Genomic DNA, 17,156 nt, shown 5'->3' with positions numbered 1-17,156 from the left:
GAATGGGTAACTGGTTAAAAGTATGTCTCTTTACAGTGTTCGCTATTGGCGTTGGAATGGCCTTTGATGTGGGCGCTAAAGTAAAACGTTTATCGCCGAGTGAAGGGTTATCACAAAGCTACGTAAGCAAAATGCTGATAGACAATAATGGATACCTTTGGCTGGCGACAGAAGGGGGATTGAATCGATATGATGGCTACCAAGTTATTCATATTGCGGGCCCTAATGGTGAGCTGGACGAAGTCATTATTGATCGTATTTACCAAGACCCTGACGGCTATATTTGGATTGCCTCTTTATTAGCTGGATTATTTCGTTATGATCCAGTCACCGATAGTTATCAGCAGTTTTTATCAAAGCCTGTCAGTGAGGAGCAGTTTTTAAGCCAATCCGTTTTCAGTATGCTCGCCACCGATGATAAATCGTTATGGATAGGGCGTGGTTGGGACTTTGCCCGATTAGACTTAGCAACAAGCAAGATTGAAACGATATTTGAACTGCCTGAACGAACTCGCAGTACCGTCATTCGTGATTTATTTCATTACCAAGATTATATTTTCATCGCAACAAGTGATGGTGCCTACGTTTACAAAATCAGTACAGGTCAATACCGTTCTTTGGAGCACCTAAGTGCCGAGCCTGATCATATTTATCAAAATTACGTTAAGTCATTTGCTTTAGCTGAGAATAATAAACTGTTAGTAGGAGCTGTTCGCGGTTTATATGAAGTAGATATTAGTGACTTACCAGGCATGTTTGAGCGCCCAGACACCCCGTTTAAAAATAGAACATTATTGCCAAACCTGAATATTTGGAAAATCATTAGCCACCAAGGTATGTATGATCTAGGCACAGATAAAGGGCTATTTAAATATAATGCAAAGACCGGTGAACTTGAAAAGAATAACCGTATTCAACAAAGTAATTACGCCTTATCCGACACCAGTATCATTGATATTGTAAAAAATGAAAACGGCTCCATGTGGGTAGCAACCAAAAGTGATGGTGCCTTTTACTTGCCATTTGATAGCTATACCTTTGAAAACTTAGACGCCAGCAAAATCAAAGGTGATGGATTGTCGCACCCATCCATTTGGGGCATTGCTGAGTATGGCGAGCGTGTTTGGTTGGCTACCCATAACGGTTTGACTGCTGTAGATTTAACGACGATGCAAAGTGAGGTGTTTTTAAAAGATTATCAAGTCGATTTATTTACAACTGAATTTAGCGTTTACAAAATAAAAGCGCACAAAGATAAGCTCTGGTTACACACTAACCGCGGAGTCTTCAGTTTTGACCCCAATAGTTATGAAATTTTACCTGCCAAAACAAACGATCCCAGCCAACAACACTTGATCCAAGGTTGGGTGCATGGGACAGTACTTATGCCCAATGGTGAGTTGTTTTATGTACACCCTGAACACGGGGTATTTATGTACAATGTGGAGAGTCAGCTTATTACACCTTTAAAAGGTGAGTTTGAGAATTTTGAACCATTTTTAGCGTATGGCTTTTTACCACCACTATCTACCAAGCCAGACTCTCCTTTATTTTATAATGCAGGCGTTTTGTACCATGTAGACCCTCAAACGTACGCGCTTTCAAAAATATATACGGTTCCCGAGCAGCATGAAAATGTAGCTGTTAATGTGATGTCCTATATTGTTGATAAAAATAATGTACTGTGGATTTCGCTTTCAAACTTTGGTTTGATAGCCCTTGATGCTAGTAATTACAAGCTTTTATACACAATTGATTTAGATAAAAACCAATTGGGTACTTTGTTGTACGATATGGTGCTTGATGAATCAGGTATGATTTGGATGAGTAGCCATAAAGGTATATGGCGTTTGAACCCTGAGAATAAACACTTTCAACAGTTTACAGCGTCTGAAGGGGTCGTTTCTACCGAATTTAATAGTGGCGCATTTACCCGATTAAAAACGGGGCAAATTGTATATGGCACTTTAAAAGGCATCACATATTTTTTTCCTGACGACAATAGTCCAAAACATGGCTTAATTGATCGTGTTAATGTGACTAGTATTGACATTATGTCACGTGAATTATCTGTCGATTTAAAGCAGCCCATTAAAAAGGTTACGTTAGAGCACGATGACATAGGATTAGAAATTGCGTTTTCTGCTATGGCGTTTAATTATCAAGAACGAATTGTGTATGAATACCAACTCTCAGATGGGCAAAAGTCTTATACCCGTAACAACAACCGCGTATTGTTTCCAAAATTAAACCCCGGTAATTACCAACTAAAAATTTGGGCTAAAGACCCATTAACAGGTGATTTTACTCGCCCCGCCACATTAGATATTGAAGTTAAATACCCATTATGGCGGTCGCCACTGTTTATGGCTCTCTATGCTATTTCTTTTTTCGCGATTATTGCAGGCTGGGTGATGCGTAGAAATCGTATTCAGCATATATTGATGGCCGCTCATAGGGAAAGCCAAGAAAGTGAGGCTAGGTTAAAACTAGCACTAGAGGGAAGCCACTCAGGCGTATGGGATTGGCAATCATCGAACCCCACTATCTATCAACCGAGATTGAAAAACGAACTAGGCTATGAGTTTGACACAGTTAATTTAGATGAGTATTTAGCTAAAATTCACCCACAAGATAAACAAAAATTTAGGTTAGAGTGGCTAGAGTTCTTATCAACTGAAAAAGGCTACTTCAACTGCACGTATCGGCTTCGTCACAAGGCTGGAAACTGGCGCTGGTATAAAGATTTTGGCAAAGTAGTGGCGTGGCAAAGTGGTACTCCTGAGAAGGTGGCTGGTACTTATACCAATATGACAAGAGAACTTGTTTTTGAAGAGCATGCGCGCTTATTTGGTGCTGCGTTTGAGCAAACCCGCGATTGGGTATTTATTTTAGATAAGAACCTGCGCATTTTAGCAACGAATCAAGCATTACAAAGTGCCTTCGATTTTCCTACTGATTTTAACTCTAGCCGAAGTTTACATTTAGGTATGAGCCGTTCAGAGCGAATGAACTACATACGGATAATGAAAGATCAACACGTCGGTGAGCATTACAGTGCTGAGGATACGGTAAGGTTAGCAAGTGGCGAGTTACGTCATGTATTAATTAAAATAAGCGCAGTGGCGGGTAATGATAATCGCATTGAGAGTTATGTTGTGATCTTAACCGACATACATGCCCAAAAGCTGGCCGAAAATGAATTGTTCTTGTTAGCAAACTATGACGGCCTTACTGGATTACCTAATAAAACACTTTTTAATGACCGCGTAGAGCATGCTCTTGAGCAAGCTCAATCACACCAAAGAAAAGTTGCCGTTCTTAATGTTAATATTAAGAGATTTAAGCATTTTAATGACTCTTTAGGCCATGAGGCAGCAGACACTATAATTAAATTAGTGGCGCAACGCATTAAGTCGAGATTGCGCAATAATGACAGTATAGCCCGCTTCAATGGTGATGAATTTATGCTCTTAGTCGAAGATATAGAGCATGTTGAAGAAGTGGTTTTGTTATGCGCTAAGATTATGAATAGCGTCAACGATGGTATATTAATTAACGAGCAAGTTGTGAATGTTAGCTTAAGTATTGGTGTTGCTATCTACCCAGATGATGCTAACTGTAGTAAAAGTTTACTTAAAGCCAGTGATGTTGCACTTTATCATGCAAAAAAAAGCGCGGAAGGAAGCTACCAATTTTATAAGCAGGAGATGAATGTACATGTTCAAAGAGCATTACATTTAGAATCACAATTAAATAAAGCCTATAAAGAGCACGAGTTTTGCAATCATTATCAGCCTATCGTAAATGCTAACAAGCAGCAGGTTGAAGGGTTAGAGGTACTATTGCGTTGGCCTGATAATGAGGTGTATGAAACGCAAGAATTTGCGCTGGTGGCTGAAAGCATAGGCTTGATAACGAAGATTATGTTACAAACATTATCTCGGGCACTTATTGAATTAAAACAATGGCAGTTGATTAACCCAGATTTATACGTATCGATTAATTTATCCGCACTCGACTTTGAATATAAAGGACTTGTGGATGAGATTAACGCAGCCCTAAAAAGCGCAAATATTAAGCCTGATACCGTAGTGTTTGAAATAACAGAGTCGGTATTAATGGATGACTCAGAAGATGCGTTAAAGAGCATGCTTAAATTAAAAGACATCGGGTGTCGTTTATATATGGATGATTTTGGCACTGGGTATGCGTCACTCACTTATCTAAAACGCTTTCCCATTGATGTGCTAAAAATCGACCGTAGTTTCGTGACAGACATTGGAATAGATAACGGCGATGAGGCGATTATTGAATCTACCATGGCATTGGCAAAAAGCTTAGGTAAGCAATGTGTTGCTGAAGGGGTAGAGACAAAACAGCAGTTAGACTTTTTACGTGCACTTGGCTGTAATATGTTCCAAGGCTACCTGTTTAGTAAACCTATTCCAGGTGATGATGTTGCAGCATTACTGAATAAAGACTGGGGCGGTATATTAGATAAAAGCTAAATCTACTATTTGAAAAACACTCACAGCACTTTTATTCACTTGCTGACTTTTGTGTACATATTATGCGTTCATTAGGGTCAATCTTGTCTTGCGCCACATTGACGACAATATAAGTGTTGGTTTCGCACATTGAGTTGTTCTTTTATGACTTTATTAGCCTCTTGTTTACTCAACCCCAGTTTAATGCGTAGGGTTTCTAAGTATTCAAGTTGCTCATCGTCGAGCTTACCGTCATGAAGGTTCTCGTGCACAGCATCACTAAAATCTAAACGGCGCTTTCGTAATTGCTCAGAAAAGCTAGAGGCAAGTAACCCTGTTGGAATAGCGACCATGCCCATGCTTACTAAAGTGATCATGCCACCAAAAAAGCGACCCAAAGGAGTGACTGGAACAACATCACCGTAGCCTACCGTTGTTAACGTGGCCATTGCCCACCACATCGCTGCTGGTATTGAACCAAATTTATCAGGCTGAATGTCGTGCTCTATCAGGTATATTCCACATGATGCTAAAATAAGCACCACCGACATGATAAAAAATGCAGCTAAAAGCGAGCTGCTTTCATCACGAAATGATTGCAAGAGTAGCTGCATAGCACGCGAATAACGGGTGAGCTTAAAAACACGTAGCAGTCTGAGCACTCTTAAAAAACGTAAATCAAAGGTGATAAACATCATTAAAAGAGAGGGGAGGATTGCTACGAGATCAATTAAGGCTAAAGGAGAGAGTAAATATTTTAAACGGCGTTGGAAATTACCACATTCTAGAGTTTTGTACTGAGCACGCTCGACGCATGACCAAAGGCGAAGTAAATACTCGATAGCAAAAATACTCACAGAGATTAGCTCAAGTAGTAAAAACTCATGTTTATATTGTTGAGCCAAACTGTCAACGGATTCAAGTACAATGGCAATTACATTAATCATAATTAGCGATATGAGAAATATATCAATGTAATGCCCCGCCTTACGGTATGCCCCATTACCTTCAAAAAATAGCGCTGTGCGTTTACGTAAAGTAGTCAAATTAAGTTCCGTGTGTATCTATTTAGTTACTGCTGTGTATTTAATTCAAGTACCATATTGATACTACCTTCTTCAAAATCACGACTGATTTTAAAGCCAAGCTTACGAGCAAGCTCTATCATACCGGTATTTTCAGGCAGCGTGATTCCTTCAATAACTTGCACTCCTTGGCTCTTGCAATGCTCAATTGCGGCTTGCATTAACATACCGCCTAGCCCTAACCCTTGGCAGTTTGAGCGCACGACAATCGCAAATTCGGCTCTAATTTTATCAGGATCCATTAATACTCGCGATACACCTAAAGTCAGGTTTTGGCCTGCTTGTTCTTGTGTGATGATAAAAGCCATTTCACGGTCATAATCAATTTGTGTCATTTTTGCTAGTTGATCATGGTTAAACTGTGGCAATTCACCAAAAAAGCGTTTGTAACGATCTTCTTTGCTTAGGGATTGATCAAATGCCTGATGTGCTTGCTCATCTTCTGGTTTTATAGGGCGTAGCACTGCCTTTGTATCGTTTTTTAACGTGACATTTTTAACCAGCTCAATTGGGTAAGGGCGGATAGATAAGCGCTTACGATTCGATTGTACTTGGTAGTGGCTCAGTGTAATGGTGGCATCAAGTACCAAAAACTGTCCATTACTCGCTAAAATAGGGTTTAACTCAACCGAAGTAATATCGGGCTGGTCAATGACCAGTTGTGATATTCGCGTAAGTAAAGCACACAGGCGGTACTTATCAACTTTTTCAGGCAAAATACGATCTTTCAGTACGCCTTTATCATGTGCGGCAGCAATTAAGTATTTTGCTAAATTCATGTTCAATGGTGGCAGCGCAACAGCAGCCTGAGCAAACTCAAGCCCTGTGCCGGCTTCTCCAAGGAGTATAACAGGGCCAAAATTAGGTTCAGTTTTTACCGCAATACGTAGTTCATTAGCACCCGCACGTGGTGCCATTTTTTGCAATGAATAGCCTTCAATAATAGCATCAGGGTAAGTGTTTTTAATTCGCAATAACATAGCAAAAGCGGTCTGTTCAACTTCTTGTGCATCATTAAGGTTTAGTACTACTCCCCCGACTTCTGATTTAGAAGGAATGCTTGGACTGATCAGCTTTAAGGCAACCGGAAAGCCTAAATCGATAGCCTGTTCTTTTGCTTCTGTTGGCGTGTAAGCGACTTCAGTTTGAATGCACTCAATACCATAGTGAGCAAGGATTTGGCTTGATTGATGGGTAGATAAGTAACTTTGTTGGTCGGCTAAAAATTGATGCACTAACTCTTTCGCAGCGCTTTTATTTATTTTCGCATTGTCGGTATTTGACTCCGGGGTTTGCGTTAGGTGCTTTTGATTTCGTCGGTAAATAACAAGGTGCATATATGCCCTTACCGCGCCTTCAGGGGTTCGGTATGTGGGAATTGCGTGAGTGCTACACAGTTTTCTAGCTGGGTAAGCAGCATCTTCGCCCATAAAGTTGGTGATAACATAGGGCCGTGCCATTTTAGGTAATGTATTTAAGGTTTGTGCGATAATTTGTGCGTATTCTTCGCTTGGGGCAATCGCCGAAGGAGTATGAATAATTAAAAGGTTTTTAACTTCTTTTGCGTGCAATAAAATTTCAAGTGCTTGCTTATAGCGGGCGGGAGAAGAGTCGCCAAAAATATCAACAGGGTTAGAGGTCATATCTGATTGCGGAATGACTTTATTAAGTGCTGCGCGAGTTTCTTCGCTTAGCTGAGTAAGCTTCCCTGAGCTTTGTAATAAGCTATCAACCGCCATTACTCCAGGCCCGCCGCCATTTGTTAAAATGGTGAGTTGTTCTATTTGTAGTAGTTTAGGGTGCATTGCAAGCGTTTGAGTTGCTGCAAAAAGCTCTGTTAAATCACTTACCCTTAACATACCAGCCCGTTGAAATAACGCATCATAAACGGCGTCTGAGCTTTGTTTTCCACCAGTATGAATTTCAGCAGCGAGTGCGCCAGCGGCCGTTTTACCTGTTTTAATTGCAATGACTGGTTTACTAAATGCAGCTGCACGCGCAGCTGAAATAAAGCTTCTGATATTCTCTATGTTATCTATGTACAGTAATATCGCTTTGGTTTTTGCGTCTCGACCCAGAAAGTCCAATAGCTCAGCAAAGTCGATATCTAAACAGTCTCCCACAGATACAAAGTACGAAAAACCAATCTCTTTATTTTTTGCCCAATCTAAAATTGTTGAACAAACAGCTGCAGATTGGGAAATGAAGGCAATTTTACCCGGTGAAGTGACCGTGTGGGAAAAGCTCGCATTAAGGCCTATGTGTGGAATAAGCAATCCTAAACAATTGGGTCCAAGCAGTGATACATTGGCTGCTTTAGCCGCAGTTTTCAGCGACTCTTTTTGTTCTATACTCATTCCTGCTGCAATGACTACGGCGTTTTTGCAACCGAACTCACCCAGCTCAACTATAATGTCTGTTACTGTGTGTTTGTTGGTACAAATAACTGCCAGATCAGGCACCATGGGTAATTTAGTGATAGAGGGGTAGGCCAATACACCATGCACGGCTTTGTGTGTCGGGCTGACAGGCATTATGGGACCTTTAAACCCACCCTGGAGCAAATTACGCATCACTATAAAGCCTGCACGGGATGCATTATTTGATGCCCCAATCACGGCGACTGAGGTAGGGTTAAAAAATTGGCTAATGCGCTTAACACTCATGGCTTTTCCTTTGCTGTAAAGTGGCGGTTAAGGTTAATCACATAAACTCTAGCATTTAAATTTTAATGAAACACGTTTTAGTGCTATTTTTCGCGATCTATATCAAGGAGTTATAAATGATTAAAACACAAAGCACTCATGTTGCCATTGCAGCCGTTGCATTTGTAATTGGTCTTCTAGGGTTAGGGGTTATTTTAAAAAGTGCGGCAATCGATGTAAAAAGCATGGAGCGTACAGTCACGGTTAAAGGCCTTGCAGAGATGGAGGTTGAGGCTGATACAGTGATATGGCCATTACAATTTAGTGATGCGGATAACGACCTTGAAAAGCTAGTTGAGCGAATTGAACAAAAAAATGATGCCGTTATCGCATTTTTAAAATTACATGGTTTTGATGACAACGAAATAAGTCGTGGGGCTCAATCTATTGTAGATAAACAAGCGCGGGAATATGGCGTTGAAAACCAACAGTTTAGATACATAGCCCGTGCCAATATTACAGTTTATTCATCGCAGCCCTCAAAAGTACAAAATGCTTTAGCAAAAGTAAGCCAATTAGCCAAGCAGGGCATTGCCATAGTTCAAGATAGTTACGAAACCCGTATTGAGTATTTGTTTACGGGGCTTAATGATGTAAAACCTGCGATGGTGCAAGAAGCAACAGAAAAAGCGCGTGAGGTGGCAATCAAGTTTGCTAAAGATTCACAATCTCAGCTGGGTAAAATAAAAACAGCACGTCAGGGGCAGTTTAGTATTTCGAACAGAGATTCAAATACGCCACAACTTAAAAAAGTGCGTGTCGTGACGAGTGTAGAATACTACTTGTCAGATTGAATATTGTTACCGAGTAAAAGGGCAACAGGCGTATTCATTTTAAACAGCACTAAGCTGATTCTACTTAGTGCGCCTAATGCAAAACCGATACTAAATGCAACAGCAACACCGGTAATACCGTAATCGTTTTTAAGCCAGCTCGCCAAGAGCAGTGTGATACTGGTTGCTGCTAATAAAATATATAGGTTATGCAGAGGATTACCCCTGAGCTTTATAATATTACTTGCCAATACTCTGGCGGGTAATAGCAATTGACCAATGAGTAAAATAATTAATAAATGATGGCCTTCTTCAAGCTGCTTTTCACCGTACAAATAAAGTAGAGGGTGAGCCAGCAGTAATAAGAAAATTATTGCAATAGTATTTACTCGCCATAATAACCTCATAAGTTCAACTATCTGCTGATCGTTAGCTTGTTCACTAAGTAAAATAGGTTTTAAGTATTGGCTTGCTGCATTGGCAAGAATGGTTAATAAGCCTACGATCACAATTGCAGGAAAAAATACGCTCACTCCAGTGGCACCAAACCAATGATGCACTAAAAGCACGTCTAATTTTGCTACTATTACAGTGCCAGCCCCACTTGCAAGCATAATTAGCGAGTATTTACACCAGCTTTTAGTTTTATAGCTTGCAGGTGTAGCTAAAAGAAGCGGTTTTATTAACCAGTATTGATAAACAACAACACAGAGTAAAGCGGCAACAAGTAGTTGGCATATCACTTCAAGTGACAGTTCTTTAAAAAATAATACAACAAGTAAACAATAAGCCGTAGTGAGCAATTCAAACAGGCATTGCTGAGTTAACAACCCAATTTTAGTTTTATTTAAGGCAATTAAAAATGCTGCTTGGCTTTGCATTACAGCACCAATTGGAACAATTAATAATAAATAGAATACATGCTCTTTGGCACTTTGATGGGGTGATATATGCGTAAAAACAGTCACTACGCAGGCAACAAATAATACGCCGAATAAGCATGATGCAGCTAGGTAAGTATGTTTTAAACCTTGAAGTAAATCATGTTGCTGATTTTTAAAAAGAGGGTGGCTCAAACGCATTAAAGATGATGAAAACCCCATGCTTGCTGGTAGTAGTAAAATTTCACATAAGGCCAGCAATGCCGCAAAAGTACCAAATTGTTCTGTTGATATTAATCGCGCTAAAAATAAAGTCAGTATAATGCGGCTAAAATGATTCAGAGCAGTAAAGGCACTCAACGAGAAGAAATGTTTATACATTACACTGTTAGCCATTAAGCGTGTTGTTGTAAGTAGTTTTCAATTTTTTCTGTCTTACAACGCAGGTAAGCGCTTGCCAATAGTACTGTGTACTCATTAAGGCTTTGACTTTTTAGAGTGTTTTTTAGCATGATCAGCGCCTTTAAAAATGCAGCCGTATTGATGTCTTCATGCTGTTTAAACTGCGCTTCCATTAGCGCGAGCAGTGCGGAAAATTCGTGCTTAGGTAAACTGGCTTGTTCAACATTGCACGTGATGTAACATGCAACAGGCGTTAATCCTGCATTATTTGCTTGTGTAAGTGCGAGTAAGAGGCTTTCATTGCTTTCAAATAACAATAATGAACGAACATAATTAAAGGGAAGTTTATTAGTTGCACAGTGGCTAAATAATGTGTGAATCACATTGTTTTTTTGCTCATTTTGCAGCGCAAAGCCATTGTTAAATTTAAGCCCCGGGGTGAAGAAACTTAATAAATCAGTGCTTTTAAATTCACTAATCAAATCTTTAGGAAATGGATGCTCTGTAAGTATTCGGGTCGCTACATTTTGCAAATAGCTGTACTTAACATCCATCCGTTGTGCACTTTGGTATAAATGTACCAGTTGCATGCTCTGTTGCTGTGACGATAATGTAGGGAAGTCATCCACAACAGCTTGTAGCTGGTGGTGCTGTAACTGGTGTGTTAGTTGTTTTATACATGTATCCATTGGTATTCCCTCATTATCGTTTATTCTATCCTAGCTGAAACCATTTACAGGTCAAGCTGTTAACTAACCTGAATTCTGGTTAAGAGATATACTAATGTATTGATATTAAATCACAAATATATTCATTAGTCTCCAGCCGGAAACTTTTAGCGATAACAAGGCGAATTTGCGCGTCAATAGCTGGTCTATTGCAAGTAAATTCAACGCAGTTAATGTTGAAAGTAGCCGCTGGAGATAGATTTATTATCCAAAGTACAGGTTAGCGGGGTTTACAAACAGCAAAAAGGCCGCAATTGCGGCCTTTAATATACGTATACAGGTGTTGTTAAGCAGCTAATTTACTTGCAACCCATTGGTCAACAAATGTTTCTAGTACGTTTAATGGTACTGCACCATTTTTTAGTACAACGTCATGGAATTCACGAATATCAAACTTGTCACCAAGTTTCACTTTCGCAGCTTCACGTAGCTCTAAAATCTTAAGCATACCTACTTTGTAGGCCGTTGCTTGTGAAGGCATTACAACGTGACGTTCAACCATTTTTACGCCATCTGAGGTCGCGTTTGGTGTGTTATTCACGTAATAGTCGATACCTTGTTGGCGAGTCCACTTCATTTCGTGGATACCGGTATCTACAACTAATCGACATGCACGCCATAGTTCCATAGCAAGACGGCCGAAATCTGAATATGGGTCTTCATACAGGCCCATTTCTTTTGGTACTAATTCAGAGTATAAACCCCAGCCTTCAATGTACGCTGTGTAGCCACCGAATTTACGGAATTTAGGCACACCCTCTAGCTCTTGTGAAATAGCTATTTGCATGTGATGGCCAGGCATACCTTCATGATAAGCAAGTGCTTCCATTTGGTACGTTGGCATTGCTTCCATATCATAGAGGTTTGCGTAGTAGATACCAGGGCGTGAACCATCTGGTGCAGGTTGCTGATAGAATGCTTTACCTGCAGCTTTTTCACGGAATGCTTCAACTGCTTTTACTTTTAAATCAGCTTTTGGCTTAACAATGAAAAGCTCGTCTAAACGCGTCTTCATGTTATCTATCATTGCCGTTGCTTCATCAAGGTAGCGTTGCTTACCTTCAGCTGTATTCGGGTAATAAAATTGTTTGTCAGTTTTCATAAACTGCATAAACGCTTTTAAATCACCTTTAAAACCGACTTTGTCTTTGATTTCACGCATTTCATCATGAATACGAGACACTTCAGCTAGGCCTATAGTGTGGATTTCTTTTGCTGTTAGGTCAGTCGTTGTTGTACGTGCTAATGCGTTGTTGTAGAACGCTTCACCATCAGGGAATTTCCATGCACCATCGCGGTCGTCAGCACGTTTTTCAAGCTGCGCTAAGTAATTAATAAGCTTAGAGTAAGATGGCTTTATAGCTGACTTAAGTGCTGCTTCAGCATCGCTGATCAGGCTATCTTTCTCTGCTTGATCGATTTCTAGTGCGTCTACTTTACGCTTAAAGTCAGCAAGTAACGTCGAATCTTCGCCTTTTTCAAATGGCGCGCCAACAATGATATTTTTGCTTGAGTCAATCACATGTGGAAACACAAACTTAGGCGCAATAATGCCTTTGTCAGCGCGTGTTTCTAAATCTTTAATTAACTGATCGATAACGGTTGTTACGCCGTTCAGGCGCGAGATATACGCTTTAGCATCTGATAAGTCAGACACTTGATGCTGGTTTATCATAAACGCAGGGATCATCGAGTGAACACCAAACATTTGGTTCACTGGGTAATTATGGTAGCGCCACTTAAAATCAGCGATGCTGTTTTCAAGGTCTTGTTTTTTAAGGTCGTAGCTTACTTTCGTATTTTCATCGAGTAGGTCACGGTTAATCGCATTTAATGCTACTAAGTCGTCTTTAGTTTGCTGAAGATCTTTAAGTGCTTTTTCTTCGCTGCCATCATCCCATTTATCGTAATCTTTTTTGATACCCATGTAGGTTTGATAAATAGGACTGCTCATCACATCACGGTTAAATGTATCTTCAAAAAACGCATTGGCTTTGTCAATTTCGCTTTGAACAGGTTGCACTTGAACTGTTTGAGTGCTTTTTTGCTCAGTCATTTGCTGGCAGCCACCTAGCAGTGCAATACTCACTGCGGCAGCGATAAAGGTAAGTTTACGCATGTTTTCCCTTTTGTTGTTAGAAACCAATAAAGGTTATAAATTAATTATTATTAGTATGAGGCGACAAGCTCTACGCTCGCCACTACACAAACAATTCTAGCAGGTCATTTAAAAAACGGTGACCTTTTTGGCTTATTTGCCAGTGGTTGTCCATATCAATAAGTAAGCCCTTATTTATCGCTTTGTTCAAGGCTTGCGACTGACTTTGTAGCGATAAATTTGTAAGTGCATGTAAATCACTTTTAGGGCAGGCTTCGAAAAGTCTAAAACGATTCATAAAGTATTCAAAAGGTAAGTCGTCTTTTTCAACCGTCCACTGCTTAAATAAATAAGGTTTTGCCAAGTCCATGTAGCCACGTGGATGTTTTACTTTCATCGTACGTGTGATTTTCCCTGAGGCTGTATCAGTAACTTTACCATGTGCGCCGCAGCCTATTCCTAAATAGTCGCCAAAGCGCCAATAATTCAAGTTATGTTGGCATTGATAACCCGGTTTTGCATAGCCTGAAATTTCATATTGTTGGTAACCTGCATCAGCTAGTAAAGCTTGGCCCTGCTCTTGGATATCCCACAATGTGTCGTCAGGTGGAAGAGTGGGGGGTTTTGAAGCAAATTGGGTATTGGCTTCAATAGTCAATTGATACCATGATATGTGGGGAGGATTTAATGCAATGACTTTTTTTAAGTCGCTAAGCGCATCGTCTAAGGATTGTCCTGGAAGGCCATGCATAAGGTCGAGGTTAAAACTATTTAAACCAGCTTCATGGGCTTGCTGTGCAGCATAAACGGCTTCATCAGCACCATGAATTCGACCCAGCGCTTTGAGCTTGTCGTTTTGCATGCTTTGCACACCAATCGAGATACGATTAATTCCTGCCGCGACGTATTCTTTAAAGCGGCCTGTTTCAACGGTACCCGGGTTTGCTTCTAAGGTGATTTCACAGTTGTCTGCTAAACCAATTAACGAGTCAACAGCATTTAATAAGCTCACATACGCGTTACCCGTTAGTAAGCTGGGTGTGCCACCGCCGATAAAGATAGAATGAATTTTACGCCCCTGCACTAAATGCAAATCGGTCTTCAGATCGTCAATTAAATGCTGAACATATTCTGTTTCAGGAATATCACCTTTTTGGCCATGGCTATTAAAGTCACAATATGGGCACTTTTGCACGCACCAAGGTACGTGCACGTATAAACTTAAAGGGGGTAATTTCACAGGCCGCCTTTAAGTTTAAGCTCTGATAATAGAGAGTTTAATGCTTGGCCACGGTGACTGATGGCATTTTTTTGCTCTTTGGTTAGTTGTGCGCTGGTACAATCAAGTTCAAAGACATAAAAAATGGGGTCGTAGCCAAAGCCACCTTGACCATCTTGGGCTTGTGTTATTTGACCTTCCCAACTTGCACTGCAAATAAGAGGTGTAGGGTCATCGCTATGGCGCATTAGTACCAATACACACCAAAAGCGAGCGCTACGAATAGGGTTATCACCTAACTCAATTAAAAGCTTGTCGATATTGTCTTGGTCAGTGGCATCGTCCCCGGCGAAGCGAGCAGAATATACGCCCGGAGCACCGTTTAGTGCATCTACTTCTAAACCTGAATCATCAGCAATAGCGGGTAATCCGGTTACTTTTGCTGCATGACGGGCTTTAATTATGGCATTTTCAACAAACGTCGTGCCGGTTTCTGGCACGCTAGAAACGTTAAAGTCACTTTGCGGGACTACGTTAATATCGAGTGGGCTGAGCATCTGTGCTAGTTCTTTAACCTTTCCTTGGTTACCTGTGGCTAAAACTAAGGTTTTTGTCATGATTTAATCTACATAAAATTTTTGTTGAAACTGTAACTTTTGAAATTGATTGTTCTGTTTTATCTCGATATCGAAACGTAAAATCTCTTCATTAGTAAACTTCACTTGGGCAAGGTAGTAAATAGACTCGCCTTCAATCACTTCTTTAAACGTGAGGGTTTGTTTATTGCCAAGTAAGTTTTTAGCTGTACCACTAAGAATAGCGGTTTGTGCGGTTTTATCGGCATTGTTTTTTAAAATCGAAATATTAACAATACCTTTGTAGTCACTGCGCTCTAAGCCGTACGCTTTCGCTATTTGCGGTTGGATAAATGTTGAAGGAAATGCAATGTAATGCACTTGCCAAGGCCCAAGTTCTTTATATTGGCCACCTTGTTGCTGCTCACTATGCGCACTAAACGTGATACCTGCGAATGCAAAAAATAAAATACTAACTAGCTTTTTCATATTTAACCTTTAAAAAAAGAGGCCTAATGGCCTCAATCATGAAAATGTTTTAACCAATTAAATCCATAAAGAGGATTTGACCAAATTGCAGAGCAATTATGAGTACAACTATCGATAGGTCAAAGCCACCCAATGGCGGTATTATTCTACGGATTGGTTTCAACATTGGCTCAGTTAACTGATGGAAAACAGCCTCGATAGGGTTGTAACCTTGGCTTACCCAGCTTAATAAAGCACGAATAATTAGGACCCAAAACATCAGGTTAAGTGCTTCTTTTATTACCGTTACAAAAGCTGATACGAAAACCGTTTGTGCAGCCCAGCCACCATAAAACAAAAGCATTAAGGTTGAAATTTTTGCCACCGCAACAATAAATGCCAACAACAGCGAGGCTAAGTCTAAGCCACCAAAACCGGGAATAATTTTGCGTAGTGGGTTAACAGCAAATGAGGTTGCTTTAACAACAAACTGACTCAATGGATTGTAAAAGTCAGCTTTGGCTGTTTGGAGCCAAAAGCGAAGCAGCACCACCATCAAAAACAGATCAAATACAATCCCGACTAAAAATTGCATGGCATTCATAATTTACCTCGAAAAATGAGCGTTATCGCTTAGGGTCAGTTGACCTTCACGGATTAAAATTTGTTCAAGCTAAGGGCGGTTCAATCGCGGCGCCAAGTTTGTAACTTAGTGGACTAAGTAAAAACCGAGCTACAAAGAGTAAATCGCCCCGAGGCAGAACCTTTCGGGCAGCGTCTGTTTGGCATTAATACTGCGTTTCATCTATTTATGATGAACAACCACACAACATAGGCGCGGCCTTATCTAAATACCAAATAAACTGGTGTAAATTCAACCTAAAAAAGTCAATAGGTCCTGGTTAAAGTTCTTGTTCCATTTGTTCTGCGCGAGCAATACAAGCATCCATTGCATCTGCAACGGTACCTGTTAGACCTTGCTCTTTTAAGTGCTCAACAGCAGCATGCGTTGTGCCACCTTTCGAAGTAACATTGGCACGCAGTTGCGAAATACTGATATCAGGCTGCGATAAAGCCATTTCTGCGGCACCTAATGCGGTTTGTTGCACTAAACGGCGCGCGTCGTCATCACTAAAGCCTAAGGCTTTTGCTTTTTCTTCGATGGCTTCCATGAATAAAAAGAAGTAAGCAGGCGATGAACCGGTTACGGCAATGATATTGTTTATTTCAGACTCTTGATCAACCCAAACCGCAATACCTGTGCACTCAAAGACCTGTTGTACAAAGTCATGTTCGTCAGCTGTTTCATCTGCGCCGAACAAACCAGATACACCACGACCAAGTAAAGAAGGGGTGTTAGGCATACAGCGGACCATTTTCACTTTTTGGCCAAGCATTTCACGTAATCGATTAACTGTTAAGCCTGCTGCAACAGAGATAAACAGTTTATCACTAAAGTCCACACCCGAATCTTGGAAAGATTGGCATAAGTCGCCCATCATTTGTGGCTTAACGGATAACACAATTACATCGGCATCACGCAGTGCTGCGTTGTTGTCGGCGGTGGTTTTAACCCCGAAGTCTGCTGCTACCTTAGCGAGTTTTTCTTGGTTTCTGTTTGTCGCAATGATATTCGATGCTGCAAACCCATTTTTAACCATGCCACCAATAATGGCATAGCTCATATTACCTGTGCCTATGAACGCAATTGTTTTATCTGTCATACTTTAGT

Annotated in this window: 12 protein-coding genes; 2 read left to right on the top strand and 10 right to left on the bottom strand. The window is 40.5% G+C overall.

The genetic code is table 11. The features are described 5' to 3' along the window. Positions 1-56: 56 nt before the first annotated feature. Positions 57-4,511, top strand: coding sequence for an EAL domain-containing protein (locus tag C7Y70_RS06035; protein ID WP_245321391.1), 4,455 nt, complete (start codon positions 57-59; stop codon positions 4,509-4,511). A 77-nt stretch (positions 4,512-4,588) separates the two neighbouring features. Here the strand turns inward: C7Y70_RS06035 and C7Y70_RS06030 are convergent, their stop codons facing one another. Both C7Y70_RS06030 and C7Y70_RS06025 read right to left on the bottom strand, forming a co-directional pair. Next, positions 4,589-5,536, bottom strand: a complete 948-nt coding sequence (locus tag C7Y70_RS06030; protein ID WP_135473762.1) for an ion transporter — start codon at positions 5,534-5,536, stop codon at positions 4,589-4,591. 26 nt (positions 5,537-5,562) lie between these two features. Further along, positions 5,563-8,241, bottom strand: a complete 2,679-nt coding sequence (locus C7Y70_RS06025; protein WP_135473761.1) for a bifunctional acetate--CoA ligase family protein/GNAT family N-acetyltransferase — start codon at positions 8,239-8,241, stop codon at positions 5,563-5,565. Between the two features lie 116 nt (positions 8,242-8,357). Between C7Y70_RS06025 and C7Y70_RS06020 the strand changes: the two genes are divergently transcribed. Continuing rightward, entirely contained in the window at positions 8,358-9,074 is a 717-nt protein-coding gene (locus C7Y70_RS06020) for an SIMPL domain-containing protein (protein ID WP_135473760.1), read from the top strand. Here the strand turns inward: C7Y70_RS06020 and C7Y70_RS06015 are convergent. From C7Y70_RS06015 to proC, 8 genes are all read right to left on the bottom strand, one after another. After that, complete coding sequence (locus C7Y70_RS06015; protein WP_167850795.1) at positions 9,059-10,315, bottom strand: oligosaccharide flippase family protein; 1,257 nt, start codon at positions 10,313-10,315, stop codon at positions 9,059-9,061. The genes C7Y70_RS06020 and C7Y70_RS06015 overlap by 16 nt on opposite strands. Before the next feature lie 14 nt (positions 10,316-10,329). Further along, positions 10,330-11,025: a hypothetical protein gene (locus C7Y70_RS06010; RefSeq protein WP_135473758.1), complete on the bottom strand. Its 696-nt coding sequence runs from the start codon at positions 11,023-11,025 to the stop codon at positions 10,330-10,332. A gap of 325 nt (positions 11,026-11,350) precedes the next feature. After that, positions 11,351-13,183 carry a DUF885 domain-containing protein gene (locus tag C7Y70_RS06005; RefSeq protein WP_135473757.1) on the bottom strand — a complete coding sequence of 611 codons (1,833 nt, stop codon included), beginning with the start codon at positions 13,181-13,183 and terminating at the stop codon, positions 11,351-11,353. Positions 13,184-13,265: 82 nt separating this feature from the next. Next, a complete protein-coding gene (gene hemW, locus C7Y70_RS06000) occupies positions 13,266-14,402 on the bottom strand; it encodes a radical SAM family heme chaperone HemW (protein WP_135473756.1) in 1,137 nt (378 codons plus the stop codon). Continuing rightward, positions 14,399-14,998, bottom strand: coding sequence for an XTP/dITP diphosphatase (locus C7Y70_RS05995; protein WP_135473755.1), 600 nt, complete (start codon positions 14,996-14,998; stop codon positions 14,399-14,401). The genes hemW and C7Y70_RS05995 overlap by 4 nt, the downstream gene beginning before the upstream one ends. 3 nt (positions 14,999-15,001) lie before the next feature. Continuing rightward, a complete protein-coding gene (locus C7Y70_RS05990) occupies positions 15,002-15,445 on the bottom strand; it encodes a DUF4426 domain-containing protein (protein ID WP_135473754.1) in 444 nt (147 codons plus the stop codon). Positions 15,446-15,494: 49 nt separating this feature from the next. Beyond that, complete coding sequence (locus C7Y70_RS05985) at positions 15,495-16,028, bottom strand: YggT family protein (RefSeq protein ID WP_099296265.1); 534 nt, start codon at positions 16,026-16,028, stop codon at positions 15,495-15,497. A gap of 298 nt (positions 16,029-16,326) precedes the next feature. Continuing rightward, positions 16,327-17,148 carry a pyrroline-5-carboxylate reductase gene (proC, locus tag C7Y70_RS05980; protein WP_135473753.1) on the bottom strand — a complete coding sequence of 274 codons (822 nt, stop codon included), beginning with the start codon at positions 17,146-17,148 and terminating at the stop codon, positions 16,327-16,329. Positions 17,149-17,156 lie beyond the last annotated feature (8 nt).

The sequence above is a fragment of the Pseudoalteromonas sp. KS88 genome, from assembly GCF_004766475.1.
Lineage (GTDB): Bacteria > Pseudomonadota > Gammaproteobacteria > Enterobacterales > Alteromonadaceae > Pseudoalteromonas.
The sequence above is the reverse complement of the archived record's forward strand: the minus strand, read 5'-3'. Positions and strand labels throughout refer to the sequence as shown.

Excerpts from the sequence above, each read along its gene's own strand:
- C7Y70_RS06035 (WP_245321391.1), top strand. The coding sequence starts at position 57 with ATGGCCTTTGATGTGGGCGCTAAAGTAAAACGTTTATCGCCGAGTGAA.
- C7Y70_RS06025 (WP_135473761.1), bottom strand. The coding sequence starts at position 8,241 with ATGAGTGTTAAGCGCATTAGCCAATTTTTTAACCCTACCTCAGTCGCC.
- C7Y70_RS06020 (WP_135473760.1), top strand. The coding sequence starts at position 8,358 with ATGATTAAAACACAAAGCACTCATGTTGCCATTGCAGCCGTTGCATTT.
- C7Y70_RS06015 (WP_167850795.1), bottom strand. The coding sequence starts at position 10,315 with ATGTATAAACATTTCTTCTCGTTGAGTGCCTTTACTGCTCTGAATCAT.
- C7Y70_RS06010 (WP_135473758.1), bottom strand. The coding sequence starts at position 11,025 with ATGGATACATGTATAAAACAACTAACACACCAGTTACAGCACCACCAG.
- C7Y70_RS06005 (WP_135473757.1), bottom strand. The coding sequence starts at position 13,183 with ATGCGTAAACTTACCTTTATCGCTGCCGCAGTGAGTATTGCACTGCTA.
- C7Y70_RS05995 (WP_135473755.1), bottom strand. The coding sequence starts at position 14,998 with ATGACAAAAACCTTAGTTTTAGCCACAGGTAACCAAGGAAAGGTTAAA.
- C7Y70_RS05990 (WP_135473754.1), bottom strand. The coding sequence starts at position 15,445 with ATGAAAAAGCTAGTTAGTATTTTATTTTTTGCATTCGCAGGTATCACG.
- C7Y70_RS05985 (WP_099296265.1), bottom strand. The coding sequence starts at position 16,028 with ATGAATGCCATGCAATTTTTAGTCGGGATTGTATTTGATCTGTTTTTG.
- proC (WP_135473753.1), bottom strand. The coding sequence starts at position 17,148 with ATGACAGATAAAACAATTGCGTTCATAGGCACAGGTAATATGAGCTAT.